Genomic DNA, 18,006 nt, shown 5'->3' with positions numbered 1-18,006 from the left:
TCAGAAATGCGCGACGGGCTCGTCGGGTTTGCCCGCCGCGATGGCGAGGATGCCACCTGCGATGCAGAAGCCGATGGGGAACATGGTGAAGACGCCAAACCCGAAGGCGTAGTAGGTTAGCGCCCCGGCCGCGAGCATGAGCACCCCGCCCCACAAGGCGCGGACCTTGGCCATGGCGCCACCGACGAGGGCCAGAAGCGGGGCAAGGAAGCTGGCCACGCGCAGAAGCTCGCGGTTCTCCAGCGGACCCCAGACATCATTCGCGAACCGGTTGATCTCGGCGTTGCTGTCCAGAACCTCGGTGTAGCCGAAGTTGAAGAACCCGACGAGCATCGCGATGAGCCCCCCGATGATCCCGAGCATGAGCGCGGCGTTGCGCATGTGGTGCACCCTCCATCTGGTGGGGAAAGAGATATGCGGAACGGCAGACGGTTCAAGGACTTGAAACGAAAAGCCCCGGCACTGGGACCGGGGCTTTGCATTGAAATGGGACTGTGTCAGCCTTCGGTGCTTTCCGCAGCCGGGAGCGTGGTGGCCGCCGCATAGCCCGCCGGTGGCACGGTGTATTTCCCGCTCTCGGCCTGGCTCAGGATGATGACGCGGGTGCCGGTGCCGACGTTTGCGTAAAGGTGCATCACATCCTGATTGAACATGCGGATGCAGCCGCCGGATTCAGCGCCCCCCACTGTCCAGGGATAGGGCGTGCCGTGGATACGATAGAGCGTGTCGCGCCCGCCGCGGTAGAGATAGAGCGCCCGCGCGCCGAGCGGGTTTTCCAGCCCGCCTTCGACACCACCGGCCACAGGGCGGTATTTCTCCGGCTCGCGGCGCAGCATGTTGGCGGTCGGCGTCCAGTAGGGCCATTCTTCCTTGCGGTTGATGGTGGCGTTGCCCTGCAGTCCGTAGCCCGCCTTGCCGACGCCCACGGTGTAGCGCATCGCCTCGTTCGGGCCGGAGATGAGGTAGAGCTTGTAGGCATAGGGGTCGACGATGATCGTGCCCTCGGCATAGGGCGAGTAGTAGGGCACATACTGCCGCTTGCGCTCTTCCGAGAGGTAGAGGCGCGAGATCTCGGGCACTATGAACTGGCCATCGTCGAACTCGCGATACATGGACGCGGTCTTCGAGGAAATGGTCGGCAGCACCTGTCCGTCGGCTGTCACGGCCTGACCGGCAGCACCGCCCTCTTCGATGGGCATATCGGTGCAGGCGGCAAGGGTCAGTCCGGCAATGGCGGCAATCGCCAGCGTGCGGGCGGTCGTGAAAATAGTCATGGCAATGTCCCCAGGTCTATCGGCGTCTGTCCGTGCCACATGTTCCCCGGCAGCAGGGCGCGGCATCGAATCGTCAAGCCTCAGCGTGCGCGATTGTTCCCGCTCTGCGCAAGGAATCGCCGAAGATTCTGTCAGATTTTCAGGGGACGTGGCGCTCTCGCCCGATTCTAGAGCGGATCCGCGAGCACAAGAACCCAGACTGCATCGCGGCCAGTCCCGGAAACGCCGAGCGCAAAGTCCTCGAAGTCAGGATCGTTTTGGTTTTTCTTGTGTTCTGATGAGCCTTCCCAAGCGTCAATGACATCATTCTCATCGGTGAACCCTTGCGCGAGGTTCTCTCCGACCTTCCGCCATTGATATCCCGTTGCCGAAACGCGCTCGCCGACAGTGGAATTTCCGGCCGTGTGCGAGAACTGACCGGTGGCATGAAGGTAGCCCGCATAGGATTGCGCAGCCTGATCGAGTTGGCCATTCCATCGCAATGGTTGTACGACCTTGTTACCTGCGCGCACACCGTTGATCGCCGTCTCGAAAGACGCATCGTTCGTTGGGACGTCCTGCAATGTCGTATTCATCGCTGGATCGGGAAGATAGGAATTGAGCCGCCAATCCTGCGACCCGGAAGTGGTCATACAACCCGACAGAACAAGCGCCACACCAACTGACGCGATGGTTTTCTGGGTCATGGACTGTCCCCCGATGTGCGTGGGGGAAATTAGGCCGCGCCCTGCCCCCGCACAAGTTGAGGGGTCAGGCGTCGGCGGCCATCCGCGCTTCGAGCACGTCGAAGGGCACGCCGGGGGCTTCCTTGGCGTCGCGAATGACGAGCGAGGTCTTCACCGAGGCCACGTTGTCCGCCGAGGTCAGTTGCCCCGTCAGGAACGACTGGAAGGTGGAGAGATCGGGTGCCACGCATTTCAGGAGGAAATCCACCTCGCCGTTCAGCATGTGGCACTCGCGCACGAGGGGCCAGTCACGGCAGCGGTTCTCGAAGGCGATGAGGTCGGCTTCTGCCTGGCTCACGAGCCCGACCGAGGCGAAGACCTGCACCTCGAACCCGAGTTTGCGGCTGTCCACCGTGGCGTGATACCCCTTGATGTAGCCGGCTTCCTCGAGCGTGCGGACCCGGCGCAGGCAGGGCGGGGCCGAGATGCCGACGCGTTTGGCGAGCTCGACGTTGGTCATGCGACCGTCCGCCTGCAACTCGGCAAGGATCATGCGGTCGATGGGGTCGAGTTTCGCGGCTGACATCGTTTGTCCCTTTTAATTTGCGCGAAGATTAGCCTTGGAGGCCCCGATGCGCAATAATGTTTCGCGGTTGCGCAAGATCGTGACCCGGCGGAGTGATCCGGTGGTCGCGGCGTCGCAGGGGTGACGCAGGGGGTTCCGACCCGGGGCCCGAGCGCCTATACCGGAGCGGACTTCAGGACAAGAGGGGAATCGTCATGAGTGGCACCCACAACACCCGCCTTCTGATCATCGGATCGGGGCCCGCGGGTTATACCGCCGCCGTCTATGCCGCGCGCGCGATGCTCAAACCCATCCTCGTGCAGGGGATGGAGCCGGGCGGACAGCTCACCACCACCACCGAGGTGGAGAACTATCCCGGCTTCACCGAAATTCAGGGCCCCGAGCTCATGGTGAAAATGGAAGAGCACGCCAAGGCGATGGGCACCGAGGTGGTGACGGATATCATCACCGAACTGGATCTCTCCAAGCGCCCCTTCGTGGCGAAAGCGGATTCCGGTGCGACTTACGTCGCCGAGGCGGTCGTGCTGGCAACGGGCGCACGCGCCAAGTGGCTGGGCCTGCCGTCGGAGGACAAGTTCAAGGGCTTCGGCGTTTCGGCCTGTGCCACCTGTGACGGGTTCTTCTATCGCGGGCAGGAGATCATCGTGGTGGGCGGCGGCAATACCGCCGTGGAAGAGGCGCTCTTCCTCACCAACTTCGCCTCCAAGGTGACGGTGATCCATCGCCGGGGCGAATTCCGGGCGGAGAAGATCCTGATCGACCGGCTCGAAAAGAACCCGAAGATCGAGGTCCTTTGGGATCACGTTCTGGAAGAAGTCACCGGCACCGACATGCCGCTTGGCGTCGAAGGCGTGAAAATCCGCAACGTGCGCACCGGCGAGGTGAGCGAGCTTTCCGCCAAGGGCGTCTTCATCGCCATCGGCCACGCACCGGCGAGCGAGCTGGTGAAAGATCAGCTCGAGTTGCACAACGGCGGCTACGTGAAGGTCGAGCCGGGCACCACTCGCACCTCTATCCCCGGTGTCTTCGCGGCGGGCGACCTGACCGACCACGTCTATCGTCAGGCGGTGACGAGCGCGGGCATGGGCTGCATGGCGGCGCTGGACGCGGAGCGGTTCCTCGCCGAAGTGGGCGAAGCGGAACCGGCCGCAGCCGTGGCCCCCGAGGTCGCGGCGGTCTGAGCCGACTTAGGAACGCGAGACCGGACAGGGCGCCTTCGGGCGCCCTTCTCATGTGTCGGGACTATGTCGGGATTGACTTGGCTGCGCCCGTCGTCAAGCTGGATCGAAAACCCCGAGGCAGCATGGCAGAATTCACCACCCTCAATCCCGGCAACCCCGCGCCCTATTTCAAGGCGCGCAGCGGGTCGAACCCCCGGTTCACCTTCGACACGGCGGCGGGGCGCTATCTCGTGCTGTGTTTCCTTCATGACGCACAGCACCCCGCCGCGAAGGCCGCCATCGCCGCCGCGAGGTCCCGGCGCGACCTGTTCGACGACGCTTTCGCGAGCTTCTTCGGGGTCTCCACGACCCCCGGCGACGACGCGCGGCTGAAGGAGAGCCTGCCGGGGCATCGGTATTTCTTTGACGACGACCTCGCCGTGAGCCGGCTTTACGGCGCGGCCAGTGAGGATGGCGACCGGCGCGGGATCTGGGTGATCGTCGATCCGACGATGCGCGTGATCGAAACCGTGCCCTTCGGCGACGACGGACGCGGCCATGCGCGTGCACTCGGCATCCTTGCCACTCAGCTGCACCCCAGCCGTTTCGCAGGGTTCGAGCTTCAGGCGCCGATCCTTGTCCTGCCTCGCGTCTTCGAGCCGAGTCTCTGCGCGCATCTTGTCGGGCTTTACGACGAGACGGGAGGCACATCCTCCGGCTTCATGCAGCAGGTGGACGGCAAGACGGTGCATGTGATGAATGCAGATCACAAGGTCCGCAGCGACGTGACGATCGAGGATGCCGACCTGATCCGGTCCATTCAGGCGCGGATCATGAACCGGGTGGTGCCGGAGATCGCCAAGGTCCACATGTTCCACGCCAACCGGATGGAACGCTACATCGTCTCCTGCTACGCCGCCGAGGACGGCGGGCATTTCCGGGCGCACCGCGACAACACGACCTCCGGCACGGCGCATCGCCGCTTCGCGGTTTCGATCAACCTGACCGACGACTTCGAGGGCGGCGAGGTCGGGTTCCCGGAATACGGACCCCGGACCTTCAAGGCACCGCTGGGTGGTGCGGTCGTCTTCTCCTGCGCGCTTCTCCATCGGGTGAGCCCGGTCACGCGGGGGCGGCGCTATGCCTTTCTGCCGTTCCTTTACGACGACGCCGCGGCGAAACTCCGGGAAGATAATCTGAAACATCTGGCGCGCGACGATCACTGAGCGCCACCTTTTTGGGACTCTTTCCCAATTTCCGGGCAGAGGGCGAAACATGTGTGCCACTGCGTTGCTGCATCGCGGCATTTTTGACTGATTTCAGGAGCCCACCCCCTGCTTCTCTTGCCTTTTCAAGGGCACCGCGCCTACATGCCAGAAAAATTGGCCCGGCTGGATCGGGCCTGGGACGATGAACAAAAAGGCCTTTGACGCATGTTGCCAAACCTCGCACCTATCCCCGAACTCTATGTCTCCTATGAAAGCGCCCAGAAGCTGAAGGTCGAAGCGGGCGAACTCGTGTCCTGGGATCTGTCGCCGCGCCAGATCTGCGATCTGGAGCTTCTGATGAACGGCGGGTTCAACCCGCTCAAGGGGTTCTTGTCGGAAGAGGATTACAACGGGGTCGTCGACAACATGCGTCTGGCGGATGGCACGCTCTGGCCGATGCCGATCACGCTCGACGTGTCCGAGGAGTTCGCCGCCAAGATCGAGGAAGGCCAGGACATCGCCCTCCGCGATCAGGAAGGCGTGATCCTCGCCACGATGACGGTCACCGACAACTGGGTGCCCAACAAGGCGAAGGAAGCCGAGAAGGTCTTTGGCGCCGACGACATCGCCCACCCTGCCGTGGCCTATCTTCACGATCAGGCAGGCAAGGTTTACCTCGGCGGCCCCGTAACGGGCATCCAGCAGCCGGTTCACTATGACTTCCGCGGTCGCCGCGATACGCCGAACGAGCTGCGTGCCTATTTCCGCAAGCTGGGTTGGCGCAAGGTCGTGGCCTTCCAGACCCGCAACCCCCTGCACCGCGCACATCAGGAGCTGACCTTCCGTGCCGCGAAGGAAGCACAGGCCAACCTCCTGATCCACCCGGTCGTCGGCATGACCAAGCCCGGCGACGTGGATCACTTCACGCGCGTGCGCTGCTACGAGGCGGTGCTGGACAAATACCCGGCCTCGACCACCTCGATGAGCCTTCTGAACCTCGCCATGCGCATGGCCGGTCCGCGTGAGGCAGTGTGGCACGGTCTGATCCGCAAGAACCACGGCTGCACCCACTTCATCGTGGGCCGCGATCACGCCGGCCCCGGCAAGAACTCCAAGGGCGAGGATTTCTACGGCCCCTATGATGCTCAGGAGCTCTTCGCCAAGCATCAGGACGAAATCGGCGTCGAAATGGTCGACTTCAAGCACATGGTCTATGTGCAGGAGAAGGCGCAATATTTCCCCGTTTCCGAAGTGCCCGAGGGCGACACGATCCTTGACATCTCCGGGACCGAACTGCGCCGGCGTCTCGCCGAGGGTCTGGAGATCCCCGAGTGGTTCTCTTTCCCCGAGGTGGTGAAGGAACTGCGCCGCACCAAACCGCCGCGCTCCAAGCAAGGCTTCACGGTGTTCTTCACCGGCTTCTCCGGCTCGGGCAAATCCACTATCGCCAACGCGCTCATGGTCAAGCTGATGGAGATGGGCGGCCGTCCGGTGACGCTGCTTGACGGTGACATCGTGCGCAAGAACCTGTCGAGCGAGCTTGGCTTCTCGAAAGAGCACCGCGACCTCAACATCCAGCGGATCGGCTATGTCGCCTCCGAGATCACCAAGAACGGCGGCATCGCGATCTGCGCCCCCATCGCACCCTATGCCACCACCCGGCGGCTGGTGCGGCAGGGGATCGAGAACTACGGTGCCTTCGTCGAGGTCCACGTGGCGACCAGCATCGAAGAATGCGAACGGCGTGACCGCAAGGGTCTCTACAAACTGGCCCGCGAAGGCAAGATCAAGGAATTCACCGGCATCTCTGACCCCTACGACGTGCCGGAAAACCCGGAACTGCGGGTGGAGACCGAGAACGTGGACGTGGACAACTGCGCCCATCAGGTGATCCTGAAGCTCGAGTCGATGGGGCTCATCGCCGGCTAAGACCGGACTGCGAACAGTCGGATCAAGGCCGGGGCAGCATCCCGGCCTTTTTCCTTTGGGCCGCCTCAACCTTGCCCCCTTTCGTGGTTGCGCCAAGCGGGCGCTGCGGTATTCCTGCCCCATGACCACTTCCGCCGACAGCCCTGCACCAATGGGCACCTTCGCCCGTTTCCTGACGCTTTGGGTCGCCCTCGCCATGGCGGGCGGCATCGCGCTTGGCATCGTCGCGCCGGGCGTCGTCGAAGCGGTGGCGCGGGCCGAGGTCGCCTCGATCAACCTTGTCGTCGCGGTGCTGGTCTGGGCCATGGTCTATCCGATGATGGTGGGCGTCGACTTCGGCGCCGTGGCCGGCATCGCACGACAGCCGCGCGGGCTGATCGTCACGCTCGTGGTCAACTGGCTGATCAAGCCCTTCACGATGGCGCTTCTCGCGGTTCTCTTCTTCGAGCATGTCTTTGCCCGCTGGATCACCCCCGAAGACGCCGCGCAATACATCGCGGGGCTGATCCTGCTCGGCGCCGCGCCCTGCACCGCGATGGTCTTCGTCTGGTCGCAACTGGCCCGGGGCGACGCGACCTACACGCTGGTCCAAGTCTCGGTGAACGACCTGATCATGGTGGTGGCCTTCGCGCCCATCGTCGCGCTGCTCCTGGGCGTGACCGAGATCGCCGTGCCCTGGCAGACACTGGTGCTTGCGACGGTGCTTTATGTGCTCCTGCCCTTGATGGCGGGGCTGATCACGCGGCGGATCTTGCGCACGAAGGACCGGATCGCGGCCTTCGGCACCCGCGTGGCGCCGTGGTCGGGGATCGGGCTGGTGGTCACGGTCGCGATCCTCTTCGGGCTCCAGGGCGAGGTGATCCTCGACAAGCCTTTCGTGATCGCGCTCATCGCGGTGCCGATCCTCATCCAGAGCTACGGGATCTTCGCGCTGGCCTATGGTGCCGCGTATGTCCTGCGGGTGCCGCACCGGATCGCCGCGCCTTGCGCACTGATCGGGACATCGAATTTCTTCGAGCTGGCCGTGGCCGTCGCGATCAGCCTGTTCGGACTGAATTCAGGTGCAGCTCTTGCGACGGTGGTCGGCGTGCTTGTGGAGGTGCCGGTGATGTTGTCGCTCGTGGCCTTCGTCAACCGGACCCGCGGGCGCTTCGCGACGACTTAGCCTTGCGACGTTAGCGACCGGGGCGGCAATGCCGCCCCGTCATGCAAGCTTCAGTGCACCGACACCGGCGCAAGTTCATTCTGCCGGGCAAGCACGAAGGCCATCTCCCGGTCCCGCACCAGCGCGAGGCGTTCGCCGTCTGCCGAGTGCACGGCGTAAATCGTGTTGATCCCTTCAACCTGCGGACGCAGTTCGGCGGGCAGTTCTGTCACCGCCACCGACCGGACATAGACGATCGCATCGGGTTGAGGGGCTTCGGTATACTGTTCAATAGTCATGACGCACTCCTTTCCTGCGCTGAGGGGCGTTTCCTCCTCAACGCGCGTCAGTGGTGAATTGCTCCCCTTTCGGAGGGCTTTCTCACCCTTTCTTGATGGTGATGGTCTGGATCACGGTTTCCGGTTCGGCCCGCTCGAGGTCGATATGGAGCAGCCCGTTTTCGGTTGTGGCGCCGGACACATCGACGCCATCTGCCAGAACGAAACTCTTCATGAACTGTCGCCCGGCGATACCACGATGCAGGAAGACACGCCCTTCGTCCCGGTCGGATTGCCGCCCGCGCACGACGAGCTTGCGGTCCTCGACCGTCACGGACAGGTCGTCTTCGGCGAAGCCGGCCACGGCGAGCGTGATCCGGTAGCCCCGGTCGGACACCTGTTCGATGTTGAACGGAGGATAGCCTTCGCCGCTTTTCGCTGCCTGTTCGACCATGCGTTCAAGCTGTTCGAAGCCCAGAAGATAGGGGTGCGCCCCCAGCGTCATTTTCGTCATCGTCACGTCCTTTACCAAGCGACCTGAGTGTGAGACTTGTCAAAAAGGCCCCGTGATCGGCGACCCTCGGTTGCAATATGGGTGTGGGGCACTGTCGCTGCAAGTGTCCTCTACCGTTCAAAACCTTTGAAAAATCAGGCCGGATCGCTAGATTGCGCGCACGATCAGGAAAGAGACTCACCCGAAATGTCCAATGCCGAGAAGATGCAGCACGAAGAGGTCCTGCGTGTGGAGCTCGAGGTGCTGCGCCGCGAACACCGCGACCTTGACGATGCGATCACGGCACTCGAGGACACCGGCCGCGCGGACCAGCTTTCTCTTCGGCGGCTCAAGAAGCAGAAACTCGTCCTGAAGGACAAGATCGCCCGGCTGGAGGACCAGCTGACCCCCGATATCATCGCCTGAGGCCGTCCCAGGTGCCCGGGACGTCTTCAGCCCGCATTGCGCATGGGGGTGAGGCGCGTATAAAGCCCGCCTAATTCCCGTTGTCACGGAGTATCCCCAATGAGTGACGTGAAAGTCGGCATCATCATGGGAAGCCAGTCAGACTGGCCCACGATGAAACTTGCCGCAGAAGTGCTGGACGAACTGGGCGTGCCCTATGAGGCCAGGATCGTCAGCGCGCACAGAACCCCGGATCGGCTTTGGTCCTACGGCAAGAGCGCGGTCGAGCGGGGGTTGCACGTGATCATCGCGGGCGCCGGTGGGGCGGCGCATCTGCCGGGCATGATGGCCTCGAAGACCCGGGTGCCGGTGATCGGCGTGCCGGTGCAGACGAAGGCGCTCTCGGGTGTCGACAGCCTTTATTCCATCGTCCAGATGCCCAAGGGTTTCCCGGTCGCGACCATGGCGATCGGGGCGGCGGGCGGAGCGAATGCCGGGCTCATGGCGGCCGGCATCCTCGCGCTGTCGGACCCGGACCTTGCCGCGCGGCTGGACGACTGGCGCGAGGCGCTTTCAGCATCGATCCCGGATGAGCCTGCCGATGAGTGAGGTTCTGAAGACAGGCGCCGTCATCGGCATTCTCGGGGGCGGACAACTGGGCCGGATGCTGTCGGTCGCGGCCTCGCGGCTTGGGTTCAAGACGGCAATCTTCGAGCCGGGAGGGGATTGCCCGGCGAGCCACGTGGCGAATTTCCATCTACAGGCGGACTACGACGACCACGAGGCGTTGAAGCGCTTCGCCGAGTCGGTAGACGTGATCACCTTCGAGTTTGAGAACATCCCGACTGCCGCCCTCGACGTGCTGGAGGCAATCCGTCCGGTGCGGCCCGGTCGCAACGCGCTTCGGGTGTCGCAGGACCGGCTGATCGAGAAAACCTTTCTCTCTGAACTGGGCCTTCAGGTCGCCCCCTATGCCGCCGTGGACGACGAGGTCGACCTGGCGGAAGCCATTGCCGAGATCGGCACGCCCGCGATCCTCAAGACGCGGCGCTTCGGCTATGACGGCAAGGGTCAGGCGCGGCTGAAATTTCCGGAAGACGCGGCGCAGGCGCTGGCCGACATGAACGGGGCCCCCGCTATTCTGGAGGGATTCGTCGACTTCGACTACGAGGTAAGCGTCATCGCCGCGCGGTCGCAGTCCGGTGCTTTCGCCGCCTTCGAGCCGGGCGAGAATGTGCACAAGGACGGTATCCTCGACACCACGACCGTGCCGTCGCGGCTAGGCGCGATGGCGACCCATGAAGCTCGCAACATTGCGCGAAAAGTGCTGGAAAAGCTCGACTATGTGGGGGTCATGGGGGTCGAAATGTTCGTGTCGGACAAGGGCCTCATCGTGAACGAGATCGCGCCACGAGTCCATAACTCGGGCCATTGGACCCAGAACGGCTGTGCCGTCGACCAGTTCGAGCAGCATATCCGCGCCGTCGCCGGCTGGCCACTGGGCGATGGACGGCGCCAGTTGAACGTCGTGATGACCAATCTCATTGGCGACGACATGGACCGGGTGCCGGAGCTTGCCGATGATCCGGACAATGCGCTTCACCTCTATGGCAAGGCCGAGGTGAAACCCGGACGCAAGATGGGGCATGTGAACCGCGTCACCGGACCAGCGGGCGACTGATGCCGCGCTATGCGCTGAAAATCGAATACGACGGTGCGCCCTTCGCCGGATGGCAACGCCAGAAGGATCAGCCATCCGTGCAGGGCGCGGTCGAGGCCGCGCTGGCCAAGCTCGACCGCGACGTGCCGTCGATCGCCGCGGCCGGTCGCACGGATGCCGGGGTGCACGCTCTGGGACAGGTCGCGCATTGCGACATGACCCGCGACTGGGACCCGTTCCGATTGTCCGAGGCGCTCAATTTCCACTTGAAACCCGATCCGGTGGCGATCGTCGCCTGCGCGCGCGTCGATGACGACTTCCATGCCCGGTTTTCGGCCATCGAGCGGCGCTACCTGTTCCGGTTGGTCAGCCGCCGGGCGCCGCTGGTGCATGACGCGGGCAATTGCTGGCGGGTGGTGCAGGAACTGGACGGCGACGCCATGCAGGCCGGGGCGGACCGGCTCATCGGCCGGCACGATTTCACGACCTTCCGTTCGACCATGTGCCAGGCGGAGAGCCCGGTGAAGACACTCGATGAATTGCGCGTCGAGGTGCTCCCCTACCCCGGTGGCACCGAGTTCCGGTTCCACGTGCGCGCCCGATCCTTCCTGCACAATCAGGTGCGCAGTTTCGTCGGCACCCTGGAACGCGTCGGCGCAGGCGCATGGTCGCCCGACGAAGTGAGCGCCGCGCTCGATGCACGCGACCGCGCCGCCTGTGGCCCGGTCTGCCCACCCGAGGGGCTCTACCTAGACGGCGTCACCTACCCGGCGGACCCCTTCAACTCGCGCGACGACCTCTGAAGCGCCGTCTGGCCTTGGACCACGGCAGGGTCTAGGGTCTCGCCGGGACAGTCATGACGAGCGACCGCCAATGTTTTCCGACACCAACCTTTTTTCCTTCCGGGCGCCGATCATCGGGTTCAACGTCGAGGTGCGCACCTCGGTCATATTCCTCGCGCTGATCTGGGTCGGGATCGGCGCCGGCGGCGGCGGACGGATGCTCGTCTATCAGTTCGCGACCTTCCTGATCCTTATGATCTCGATCGTTCTGCACGAGCTTGGCCACGCCTGGGCCTGCAAGGTGCAACGCATTCCGGTGCGTGAGGTCGTGGTCTTCGGGGGCGGCGGCTATTGCCGCCCGGGACGTGCGCTGACGCGGCGGGAAGACGAGTTTGTCACCACCGTGGGTCCGGTCGTGAACCTCGCCCTCTGGGCCATCCTGTCGCTCGTCGCCCCGATGGCCAGCGGGCCCTTGGCCTGGGGGCTTTATGTCGGTGCCTCGCTGAACCTGTTTCTCGCGATCTTCAACATGCTGCCGGTCCTGCCACTGGACGGCGGACGGCTCACGCTTCTCGGGCTCTTGCGGTTCCTTCCCGGTCGACCGGCGCATCGCGTCGCGGGCTTCGTGGGGCTTGTGGTCTGCGTGCTCTGGGCGCTTTGGGTGGCACTTGCGATCTTTGGCGGGTCGTTTTTCTTCCTGCTCTTCATCCCCAATGTCGCGCGTCACTGGCAGATGTTTCGCGAAGGTCACTAGGAAGAACGGACCAGCGGGTCGGTACGCGGTGAACCTTGCCTCCCGGCACCCACAGCGCAATGCAAAGAGAAAGGCCGGACCAACCGGTCCGGCCTCTATCTGCCCCCACCGGGCGAGTCTCCGAAGGTTCCCCCCGGTCCCTTCGGCTCGTCCACCAGACGCCCCCCGACGCCTGTCTGGCCTGTCCGGTCGACCCACCGGCTTTGGCCACTCACCAGCATTTCGGTTTTCCCTGTGTCACGACTGCGGGTCCTGACCGACCCATTGCATCCTGGGAGATGCCTGTCGTTCCGCATGGAAACGTCGCTGTCCTTCCTTCGGCCCGTCCCCGCCCGTCGAGAGCGATCCCAAGGCCCGTCGCGATCGGTGCCAGACCCCCTAGCCACCCGCTGCGACAGGAAATTTGTCCCACGAGCGCCCCATTTCGGCAAGGAAAAAGCACAAGTGTGCCCCATTTTGTCCTTATTTCATTGGGGTTTGTCGCCATTTCGAGAACAGATCCACGCATTGCCAAAAAATGACCATGAGATAGAAACACACGCCCTTGTCAGCGCTCGAATCGCGGCATCGGGACGCCCCCGCGAAATGGGGCAAAGCTGCTTCCCCATCACCGGCCCGAATGTCATAATGCCGCAAACAATGAGAGGCGAGCGGTATGAACGACCTTCTGACGAATGCGGCGGACACCTATGACGCCTCATCCATCGAGGTGCTGGAAGGGCTGGAGCCGGTTCGGCAGCGTCCTGGCATGTATATCGGCGGCACCGACGAGCGGGCGCTGCACCACATGGTGGCCGAAATCCTCGACAACTCGATGGACGAAGCCGTCGCAGGGCACGCCAACCGGATCGAGGTCATCCTTCATGCGGATTATTCCGTCACGGTGACGGACAACGGGCGCGGCATCCCGATCGACCCGCACCCGAAGTTCCCCGGCAAATCGGCGCTGGAGGTCATCCTCTGCACGCTCCACGCGGGCGGCAAATTCTCCGGCAAGGCCTATCAGACCTCGGGCGGTCTGCACGGTGTCGGCTCGTCGGTGGTGAACGCGCTCTCTGACCTGCTGGTGGTGCAGGTGGCCAAGAACAAGAAGCTCTTCGAGCAACGCTTCTCCCGCGGCATCCCGCAGGGCGGTGTGGAGAAGGTCGGGGCGGCTCCCAACCGGCGCGGCACCTCGGTGACATTCCACCCCGACGAGCAGATCTTCGGCTCGCACCGGTTCAAGCCCAAGCGGCTCTTCACCCTCGCCCGGTCCAAGGCCTATCTCTTCTCCGGGGTCGAGATTCGCTGGAAGTCCGAGATCGACGATGGCGAGACGCCGACCGAGGCCGTATTCCACTTCCCCGGCGGTCTGGCCGATTACCTGAAGGAAACGATGGGCGGGGCCTCCACCTATTCCGACAGCGGCTTTTCCGGCAAGGTCGAGTTCCGCGAGAAGTTCAACGAGCCCGGTTACGTCGAATGGGCGATCAACTGGACCCCCGCGAAAGACGGGTTCATCCAGTCCTACTGCAACACCGTCCCCACGCCCGAAGGCGGCACCCATGTCGCGGGCTTCTGGTCCGCGATCCTGAAGGGCATCCGCGCCTATGGCGAGCTCGTCGGCAACAAGAAGGCCGCCCAGATCACCCGCGACGACATGCTCACGGGCGGCTGTGCGCTGGTGTCGACCTTCATCCGGGACCCGGCCTTCGTGGGGCAGACCAAGGACAGGCTCTCGTCGGAATCGGCCGCCAAGATGGTCGAAGGCGCCGTGCGCGACCACTTCGACAACTGGCTCGCCGCCGACACCAAATCCGCCGGCGCGATCCTCGATTTCCTGATCCTGCGCGCCGAGGAACGGCTCCGGCGCAAGCAGGAAAAGGAAACCCAGCGCAAGACCGCGACCAAGAAGCTGCGCCTGCCCGGCAAACTGGTCGACTGTTCGGCCACCAACCGCGAGGGCACCGAGCTTTTCATCGTCGAGGGCGACTCGGCCGGTGGCTCGGCCAAGATGGCGCGGGACCGCAAGACGCAGGCGCTCCTGCCGCTCAAGGGCAAGATCCTGAACGTGCTCGGGGCGGCGTCGAACAAACTGGGCTCCAACGCCGAGATTTCGGACCTCTGTCAGGCGCTCGGCGTGTCGATGGGCACCAAGTTTCTCGTGGACGACCTGCGCTATGACAAGATCATCATCATGACCGACGCCGACGTGGACGGGGCGCATATCGCCTCGCTGCTCATGACGTTCTTCTTCACCCAGATGCGCCCGCTCATCGACCAGGGCCACCTCTACCTCGCCTGCCCGCCGCTCTACCGCCTGACCCAGGGCGCGCGGCGTCTCTATGTCGCGGACGACCTCGAGAAGGACCGGATGCTCGAGGTCGGGCTCGGCGGCAAGGGCAAGATCGACGTGCAGCGTTTCAAGGGTCTGGGCGAAATGGACGCGAAGGACCTGAAGGTCACGACCATGGACCCGGCGACCCGCAAGCTGATCCGCGTGACCATCGACGAGGACGAGCCGGGCGAGACCGGCGATCTGGTCGAGCGGCTCATGGGCAAGAAACCGGAGCTCAGGTTCCAGTATATTCAGGAGAACGCGCGGTTCGTTGAGGAGCTGGATGTTTGAGGGGGAGTATCTTTCTTGGATAATAACACTTGGATAGCCATAGCATTAATCGTAGTATCCTTCGTATTCAAAGTCGCAATTGATCGTGAAACTTCGCTACCAGACTGGGTAAGAGGTATACTCGAGGTGCCAGTTGACGTATGCCTTTTGGCAACTTCGATGACTTGTGGCCTTGCAATAGGTGATACAGACGGCGACAACGAATTCATCCCACTATTAGTGGTCTTCATGGTCCTCACCGCTGTGGTCGTGCTCCTCTGGAAAAAGAGCGTCACTGCATTCGACACCGAAAGAATGTACACCTCAGCTTTCGTAGCAGTTCCCGCCTTTATGATCGCCGCAACTATGCTTCTGGCGACTATATCCCAAATCGGAGCACGCTAATGCAGTTATTGTTTGAAAGTGAAAATATTCGCAGCTTGCTCACTGCAACTTCACTCTTTGCATTAAGCTTGTTTGTCGCGGTTTTCGCATTGAGTTCGTATCGGCGCAGTCGTTACGAAGGAGAGCGCCTAAAGTTGGAAATTGAAATAATGAGGCGCTCACTTGAGAATAAGGTCTACGAAGCAACTGAAAAGATGACGGCCACTAACAATCGCTGGAAAGATGTAAACGGCTTGCTGCTTGAGGCAGCAGATGGTCAAGTTAGTTCGACAACACAGGGCCCGCGCGACGCAGGGCAATCTGTCATTGCAGCCCATAACTTTCTCGCTGACATGGGCATAGACGCCGCATCCCTGTTGGTTGAAGAAAAGAAATGCTTCGTGCTTACGCCTCTGCATCCTCGTTTCCAAGAGACGTATGTTACTATCAGAAATACGCTCACGGATATTGGACTACGCGTAACCCGCGGAGACGAGGTTACGATTCAATCTAATCTCTTGAAGTACATCGTAAGACAGATTTTGACTTCTGAGTTCATTGTTGCAAACATTGATGGGCGAAATCCAAATGTTTTTTATGAAATAGGGATTGCGCATGCACTCGGAAAGGATGTCGTTCTGGTTGCATCTAATCCTGAAGAAATTCCTTTTGATCTCTCGAACCAGAGAATAGTCTTATGGTCCGACCTTGCGGAGCTAGATTCAAAGCTTGGTAGAGCAATAGCTATGTTGAAGGTGGCTAATAGGACAAACGAAAAACTCTAACTCCGGAACCCCCGCACCCTCCCCCGCGTTCTCCTGACACCCAACAGGAGACAGCCACCATGCATATCGCCGGGCCCTTTGCCGCCATCCTGCTCGCCGCCGCCACCTTTGCCGTGGCGGGGTCCGTCGAACATGCGGTGGATGGGAGCGGCTATGGCTATGCGGCGGCCGCGAAGTAGGTCTCCGGCCCCGGCCTTCAGGTCGCTCCATGGACTGTGAGCGGGTCCCTGCCATCAGCGGAAGCCCGCTCTGAACCCGCGCGGCCGGGATGCGTTAATCAACCGACACAACTATAGGAGGACGTCATGTCCAGACTGAACAAGACGGTCGTGCTCTCGGCGCTCGCCTTGGCCCTCGCCGCACCTGCCGCCTTCGCGAACCCGGGTCACAACAATGGCACGGGGTGGGGCGTGGGGAAGATCCCGCCGGGACACCAGAAGAAGATGCAGGTGGTGCGAAGCCAGCCGGTGATCGTGCAGCAAAATGTGCTGACCGACTACGTCGTCATCGAACACCCGGAGCGTTACGACCTACCCGTCCTGCCCGCAAACCAGATCTATGTCGAACGCGACGACGAGATCTATCAAGTCTACCGCGACACGGCGATCGTGGTGCAGGCCATCGGGATCGTGAGCGAGTTTCTGACCGACGACTGAGTGCCATCACCTAGCAGGGCGCCGCGGCCCGATCCGCGCCGCCCAATTCGCGACTTACCCCTTTTGCGTTCCTTGCGACCCTTGCTAACATGGGGCCATGGGATTTGAGAGAAGGGGTATTCGGGATGGTGAGCCTTCGTATGGGTCTGGCGGCGCTTGGTTTGATGGCCGCCCCGGCCTTTGCGCAAACGACGCATTGGAAAACCGTGGGTTGGTGGGACGTCGCGTTCTTCCCCTCGTTCAACGCCTGTTCGGCGGTGGCGGAATACGACAACGACAGTTTCGTGCTGTTTGGGCTGGATGCCACGGGGGACGAACTGGGGCTTCAGGTGGCGATCCTGAACGATCATTGGAATTCCATCGTCGAGGATGACGAATACGACGTGGTCGTGCGCTTCGACCGGCGCACGCCCTGGGACCTGACGATGTATGGCGCCAACGTCGAAGGCCGGCGCGGCATCTATAACGTCTGGCCGGCGGTGAGCGACAGCGCGGGCAATTTCATCGAGGAATTCCAGGCCTCGAACAAGATGGTCTGGACCTATCAGGGGTCCGAGCTTGGCAACTTCTCGCTCCGCGGCACGCGGCTGGCGGTGAACGAGGTCGTGGCCTGCACTGACAGCTACCTGAAGGCGACGGGCGATCCCTTCTCCACCGGGGGAAGCGGCAAGAGCGACCCGTTCCGCTGACGGGTCGCTCGGAGCGTCACATCAGAAGGTGACGATTGTGTGGGTGCCGACGTCGGGCTCCTCGTCCTTGGCATGCGCCTTGGCGATCTCCCAGGCGAAGACGAAGGAAGAATCCGTCGAGGCCCAGATCGCCGCATTGTCGAGCGACAGGCGCAGGAGCGCGATCTTGGGGTCGTCCTTGTCGTCGAACCAGGCGCCCACCACCGGGTTCCAGAGCTCTTCGACCTTGGCCGGGTCTTGCACCTGTTCCAGGAGCCCCTTCACGCTGATCTGCACGTCCTGACCCTTGGTGGTGACCGTGAACCACGCCTGTTTCGGACCGGCGAGCGCGCGGGCAAGATCGGTGTCCTTCGAGGTGAGGAACCAAAGCGCCCGGGCGTCCTCGTCGACGAAATGCGTCATGGGCTGGGGGTGCTGGGCATTGTCGGCCACCGACAGCATCCCGAAGCGGGTGTCCTTCACGGTGCCCCAGAAGACCTCCTGCGGGTTGGTCTTGGCTTTCTTGAGATCTGACATGATGTGTCTCCTTTCGCGGGGCCAACGCCGGTGACGCGGGCGCTGTTCCGG

The 18,006-nt window shown here is 62.7% G+C and carries 20 protein-coding genes; 13 read left to right on the top strand and 7 right to left on the bottom strand.

Annotated features, from left to right (window positions below; all coding sequences use genetic code 11):
* From KJP29_RS09290 to KJP29_RS09275, 4 genes are all read right to left on the bottom strand, one after another.
* Window positions 1–381, bottom strand: a complete 381-nt coding sequence (locus tag KJP29_RS09290) for a hypothetical protein (protein ID WP_218463297.1) — start codon at window positions 379–381, stop codon at window positions 1–3.
* A gap of 116 nt (window positions 382–497) precedes the next feature.
* Window positions 498–1,274, bottom strand: coding sequence for a L,D-transpeptidase (locus KJP29_RS09285; protein ID WP_218463296.1), 777 nt, complete (start codon window positions 1,272–1,274; stop codon window positions 498–500).
* Between the two features lie 167 nt (window positions 1,275–1,441).
* The gene (locus KJP29_RS09280) at window positions 1,442–1,960 is read right to left on the bottom strand and encodes a CAP domain-containing protein (RefSeq protein WP_218463295.1); all 519 of its coding nucleotides are present in this window, start codon (window positions 1,958–1,960) and stop codon (window positions 1,442–1,444) included.
* Between the two features lie 64 nt (window positions 1,961–2,024).
* Window positions 2,025–2,525: an Lrp/AsnC family transcriptional regulator gene (locus KJP29_RS09275; protein WP_218463294.1), complete on the bottom strand. Its 501-nt coding sequence runs from the start codon at window positions 2,523–2,525 to the stop codon at window positions 2,025–2,027.
* A 194-nt stretch (window positions 2,526–2,719) separates the two neighbouring features.
* Between KJP29_RS09275 and trxB the strand changes: the two genes are divergently transcribed.
* The 4 genes from trxB to arsB all read left to right on the top strand — a co-directional run bounded on the left by trxB (window position 2,720) and on the right by arsB (window position 7,987).
* The gene (gene trxB, locus KJP29_RS09270; RefSeq protein ID WP_218463293.1) at window positions 2,720–3,706 is read left to right on the top strand and encodes a thioredoxin-disulfide reductase; all 987 of its coding nucleotides are present in this window, start codon (window positions 2,720–2,722) and stop codon (window positions 3,704–3,706) included.
* Window positions 3,707–3,828: 122 nt separating this feature from the next.
* A complete protein-coding gene (locus tag KJP29_RS09265; RefSeq protein WP_218463292.1) occupies window positions 3,829–4,911 on the top strand; it encodes a 2OG-Fe(II) oxygenase in 1,083 nt (360 codons plus the stop codon).
* A 207-nt stretch (window positions 4,912–5,118) separates the two neighbouring features.
* The gene (locus KJP29_RS09260) at window positions 5,119–6,822 is read left to right on the top strand and encodes a bifunctional sulfate adenylyltransferase/adenylylsulfate kinase (protein ID WP_218463291.1); all 1,704 of its coding nucleotides are present in this window, start codon (window positions 5,119–5,121) and stop codon (window positions 6,820–6,822) included.
* Window positions 6,823–6,973: 151 nt separating this feature from the next.
* On the top strand, window positions 6,974–7,987 hold the full coding sequence (gene arsB, locus KJP29_RS09255) for an ACR3 family arsenite efflux transporter (protein ID WP_218464898.1): 1,014 nt from the start codon (window positions 6,974–6,976) through the stop codon (window positions 7,985–7,987).
* 50 nt (window positions 7,988–8,037) lie between these two features.
* Here the strand turns inward: arsB and KJP29_RS09250 are convergent, their stop codons facing one another.
* A complete protein-coding gene (locus tag KJP29_RS09250) occupies window positions 8,038–8,265 on the bottom strand; it encodes a DUF1150 family protein (protein WP_218463290.1) in 228 nt (75 codons plus the stop codon).
* An 82-nt stretch (window positions 8,266–8,347) separates the two neighbouring features.
* Window positions 8,348–8,758: an Hsp20 family protein gene (locus KJP29_RS09245; RefSeq protein ID WP_218463289.1), complete on the bottom strand. Its 411-nt coding sequence runs from the start codon at window positions 8,756–8,758 to the stop codon at window positions 8,348–8,350.
* A gap of 186 nt (window positions 8,759–8,944) precedes the next feature.
* Between KJP29_RS09245 and KJP29_RS09240 the strand changes: the two genes are divergently transcribed.
* The 9 genes from KJP29_RS09240 to KJP29_RS09200 all read left to right on the top strand — a co-directional run bounded on the left by KJP29_RS09240 (window position 8,945) and on the right by KJP29_RS09200 (window position 17,439).
* On the top strand, window positions 8,945–9,163 hold the full coding sequence (locus KJP29_RS09240) for a YdcH family protein (protein ID WP_218463288.1): 219 nt from the start codon (window positions 8,945–8,947) through the stop codon (window positions 9,161–9,163).
* A gap of 99 nt (window positions 9,164–9,262) precedes the next feature.
* On the top strand, window positions 9,263–9,751 hold the full coding sequence (gene purE, locus KJP29_RS09235; RefSeq protein WP_218463287.1) for a 5-(carboxyamino)imidazole ribonucleotide mutase: 489 nt from the start codon (window positions 9,263–9,265) through the stop codon (window positions 9,749–9,751).
* The gene (locus KJP29_RS09230) at window positions 9,744–10,823 is read left to right on the top strand and encodes a 5-(carboxyamino)imidazole ribonucleotide synthase (protein ID WP_218463286.1); all 1,080 of its coding nucleotides are present in this window, start codon (window positions 9,744–9,746) and stop codon (window positions 10,821–10,823) included. Before purE ends, KJP29_RS09230 begins: the two co-directional genes overlap by 8 nt.
* On the top strand, window positions 10,823–11,605 hold the full coding sequence (truA, locus tag KJP29_RS09225; RefSeq protein WP_218463285.1) for a tRNA pseudouridine(38-40) synthase TruA: 783 nt from the start codon (window positions 10,823–10,825) through the stop codon (window positions 11,603–11,605). Before KJP29_RS09230 ends, truA begins: the two co-directional genes overlap by 1 nt.
* Window positions 11,606–11,675: 70 nt before the next feature.
* A complete protein-coding gene (locus tag KJP29_RS09220; RefSeq protein WP_218463284.1) occupies window positions 11,676–12,338 on the top strand; it encodes a metalloprotease in 663 nt (220 codons plus the stop codon).
* Between the two features lie 655 nt (window positions 12,339–12,993).
* Window positions 12,994–14,946, top strand: a complete 1,953-nt coding sequence (gene parE / locus KJP29_RS09215; RefSeq protein WP_218463283.1) for a DNA topoisomerase IV subunit B — start codon at window positions 12,994–12,996, stop codon at window positions 14,944–14,946.
* A 383-nt stretch (window positions 14,947–15,329) separates the two neighbouring features.
* On the top strand, window positions 15,330–16,094 hold the full coding sequence (locus KJP29_RS09210; protein ID WP_218463282.1) for a hypothetical protein: 765 nt from the start codon (window positions 15,330–15,332) through the stop codon (window positions 16,092–16,094).
* A 305-nt stretch (window positions 16,095–16,399) separates the two neighbouring features.
* A complete protein-coding gene (locus KJP29_RS09205) occupies window positions 16,400–16,750 on the top strand; it encodes a hypothetical protein (RefSeq protein WP_218463281.1) in 351 nt (116 codons plus the stop codon).
* Between the two features lie 125 nt (window positions 16,751–16,875).
* Window positions 16,876–17,439, top strand: a complete 564-nt coding sequence (locus tag KJP29_RS09200; protein ID WP_218463280.1) for a hypothetical protein — start codon at window positions 16,876–16,878, stop codon at window positions 17,437–17,439.
* A 21-nt stretch (window positions 17,440–17,460) separates the two neighbouring features.
* Here the strand turns inward: KJP29_RS09200 and KJP29_RS09195 are convergent, their stop codons facing one another.
* A complete protein-coding gene (locus tag KJP29_RS09195; protein ID WP_218463279.1) occupies window positions 17,461–17,955 on the bottom strand; it encodes a pyridoxamine 5'-phosphate oxidase family protein in 495 nt (164 codons plus the stop codon).
* Window positions 17,956–18,006: the final 51 nt, after the last annotated feature.

The sequence above is a fragment of the Maritimibacter sp. DP1N21-5 genome (assembly GCF_019218295.1).
GTDB lineage: Bacteria > Pseudomonadota > Alphaproteobacteria > Rhodobacterales > Rhodobacteraceae > Maritimibacter.
The sequence above is the reverse complement of the archived record's forward strand: the minus strand, read 5'-3'. Positions and strand labels throughout refer to the sequence as shown.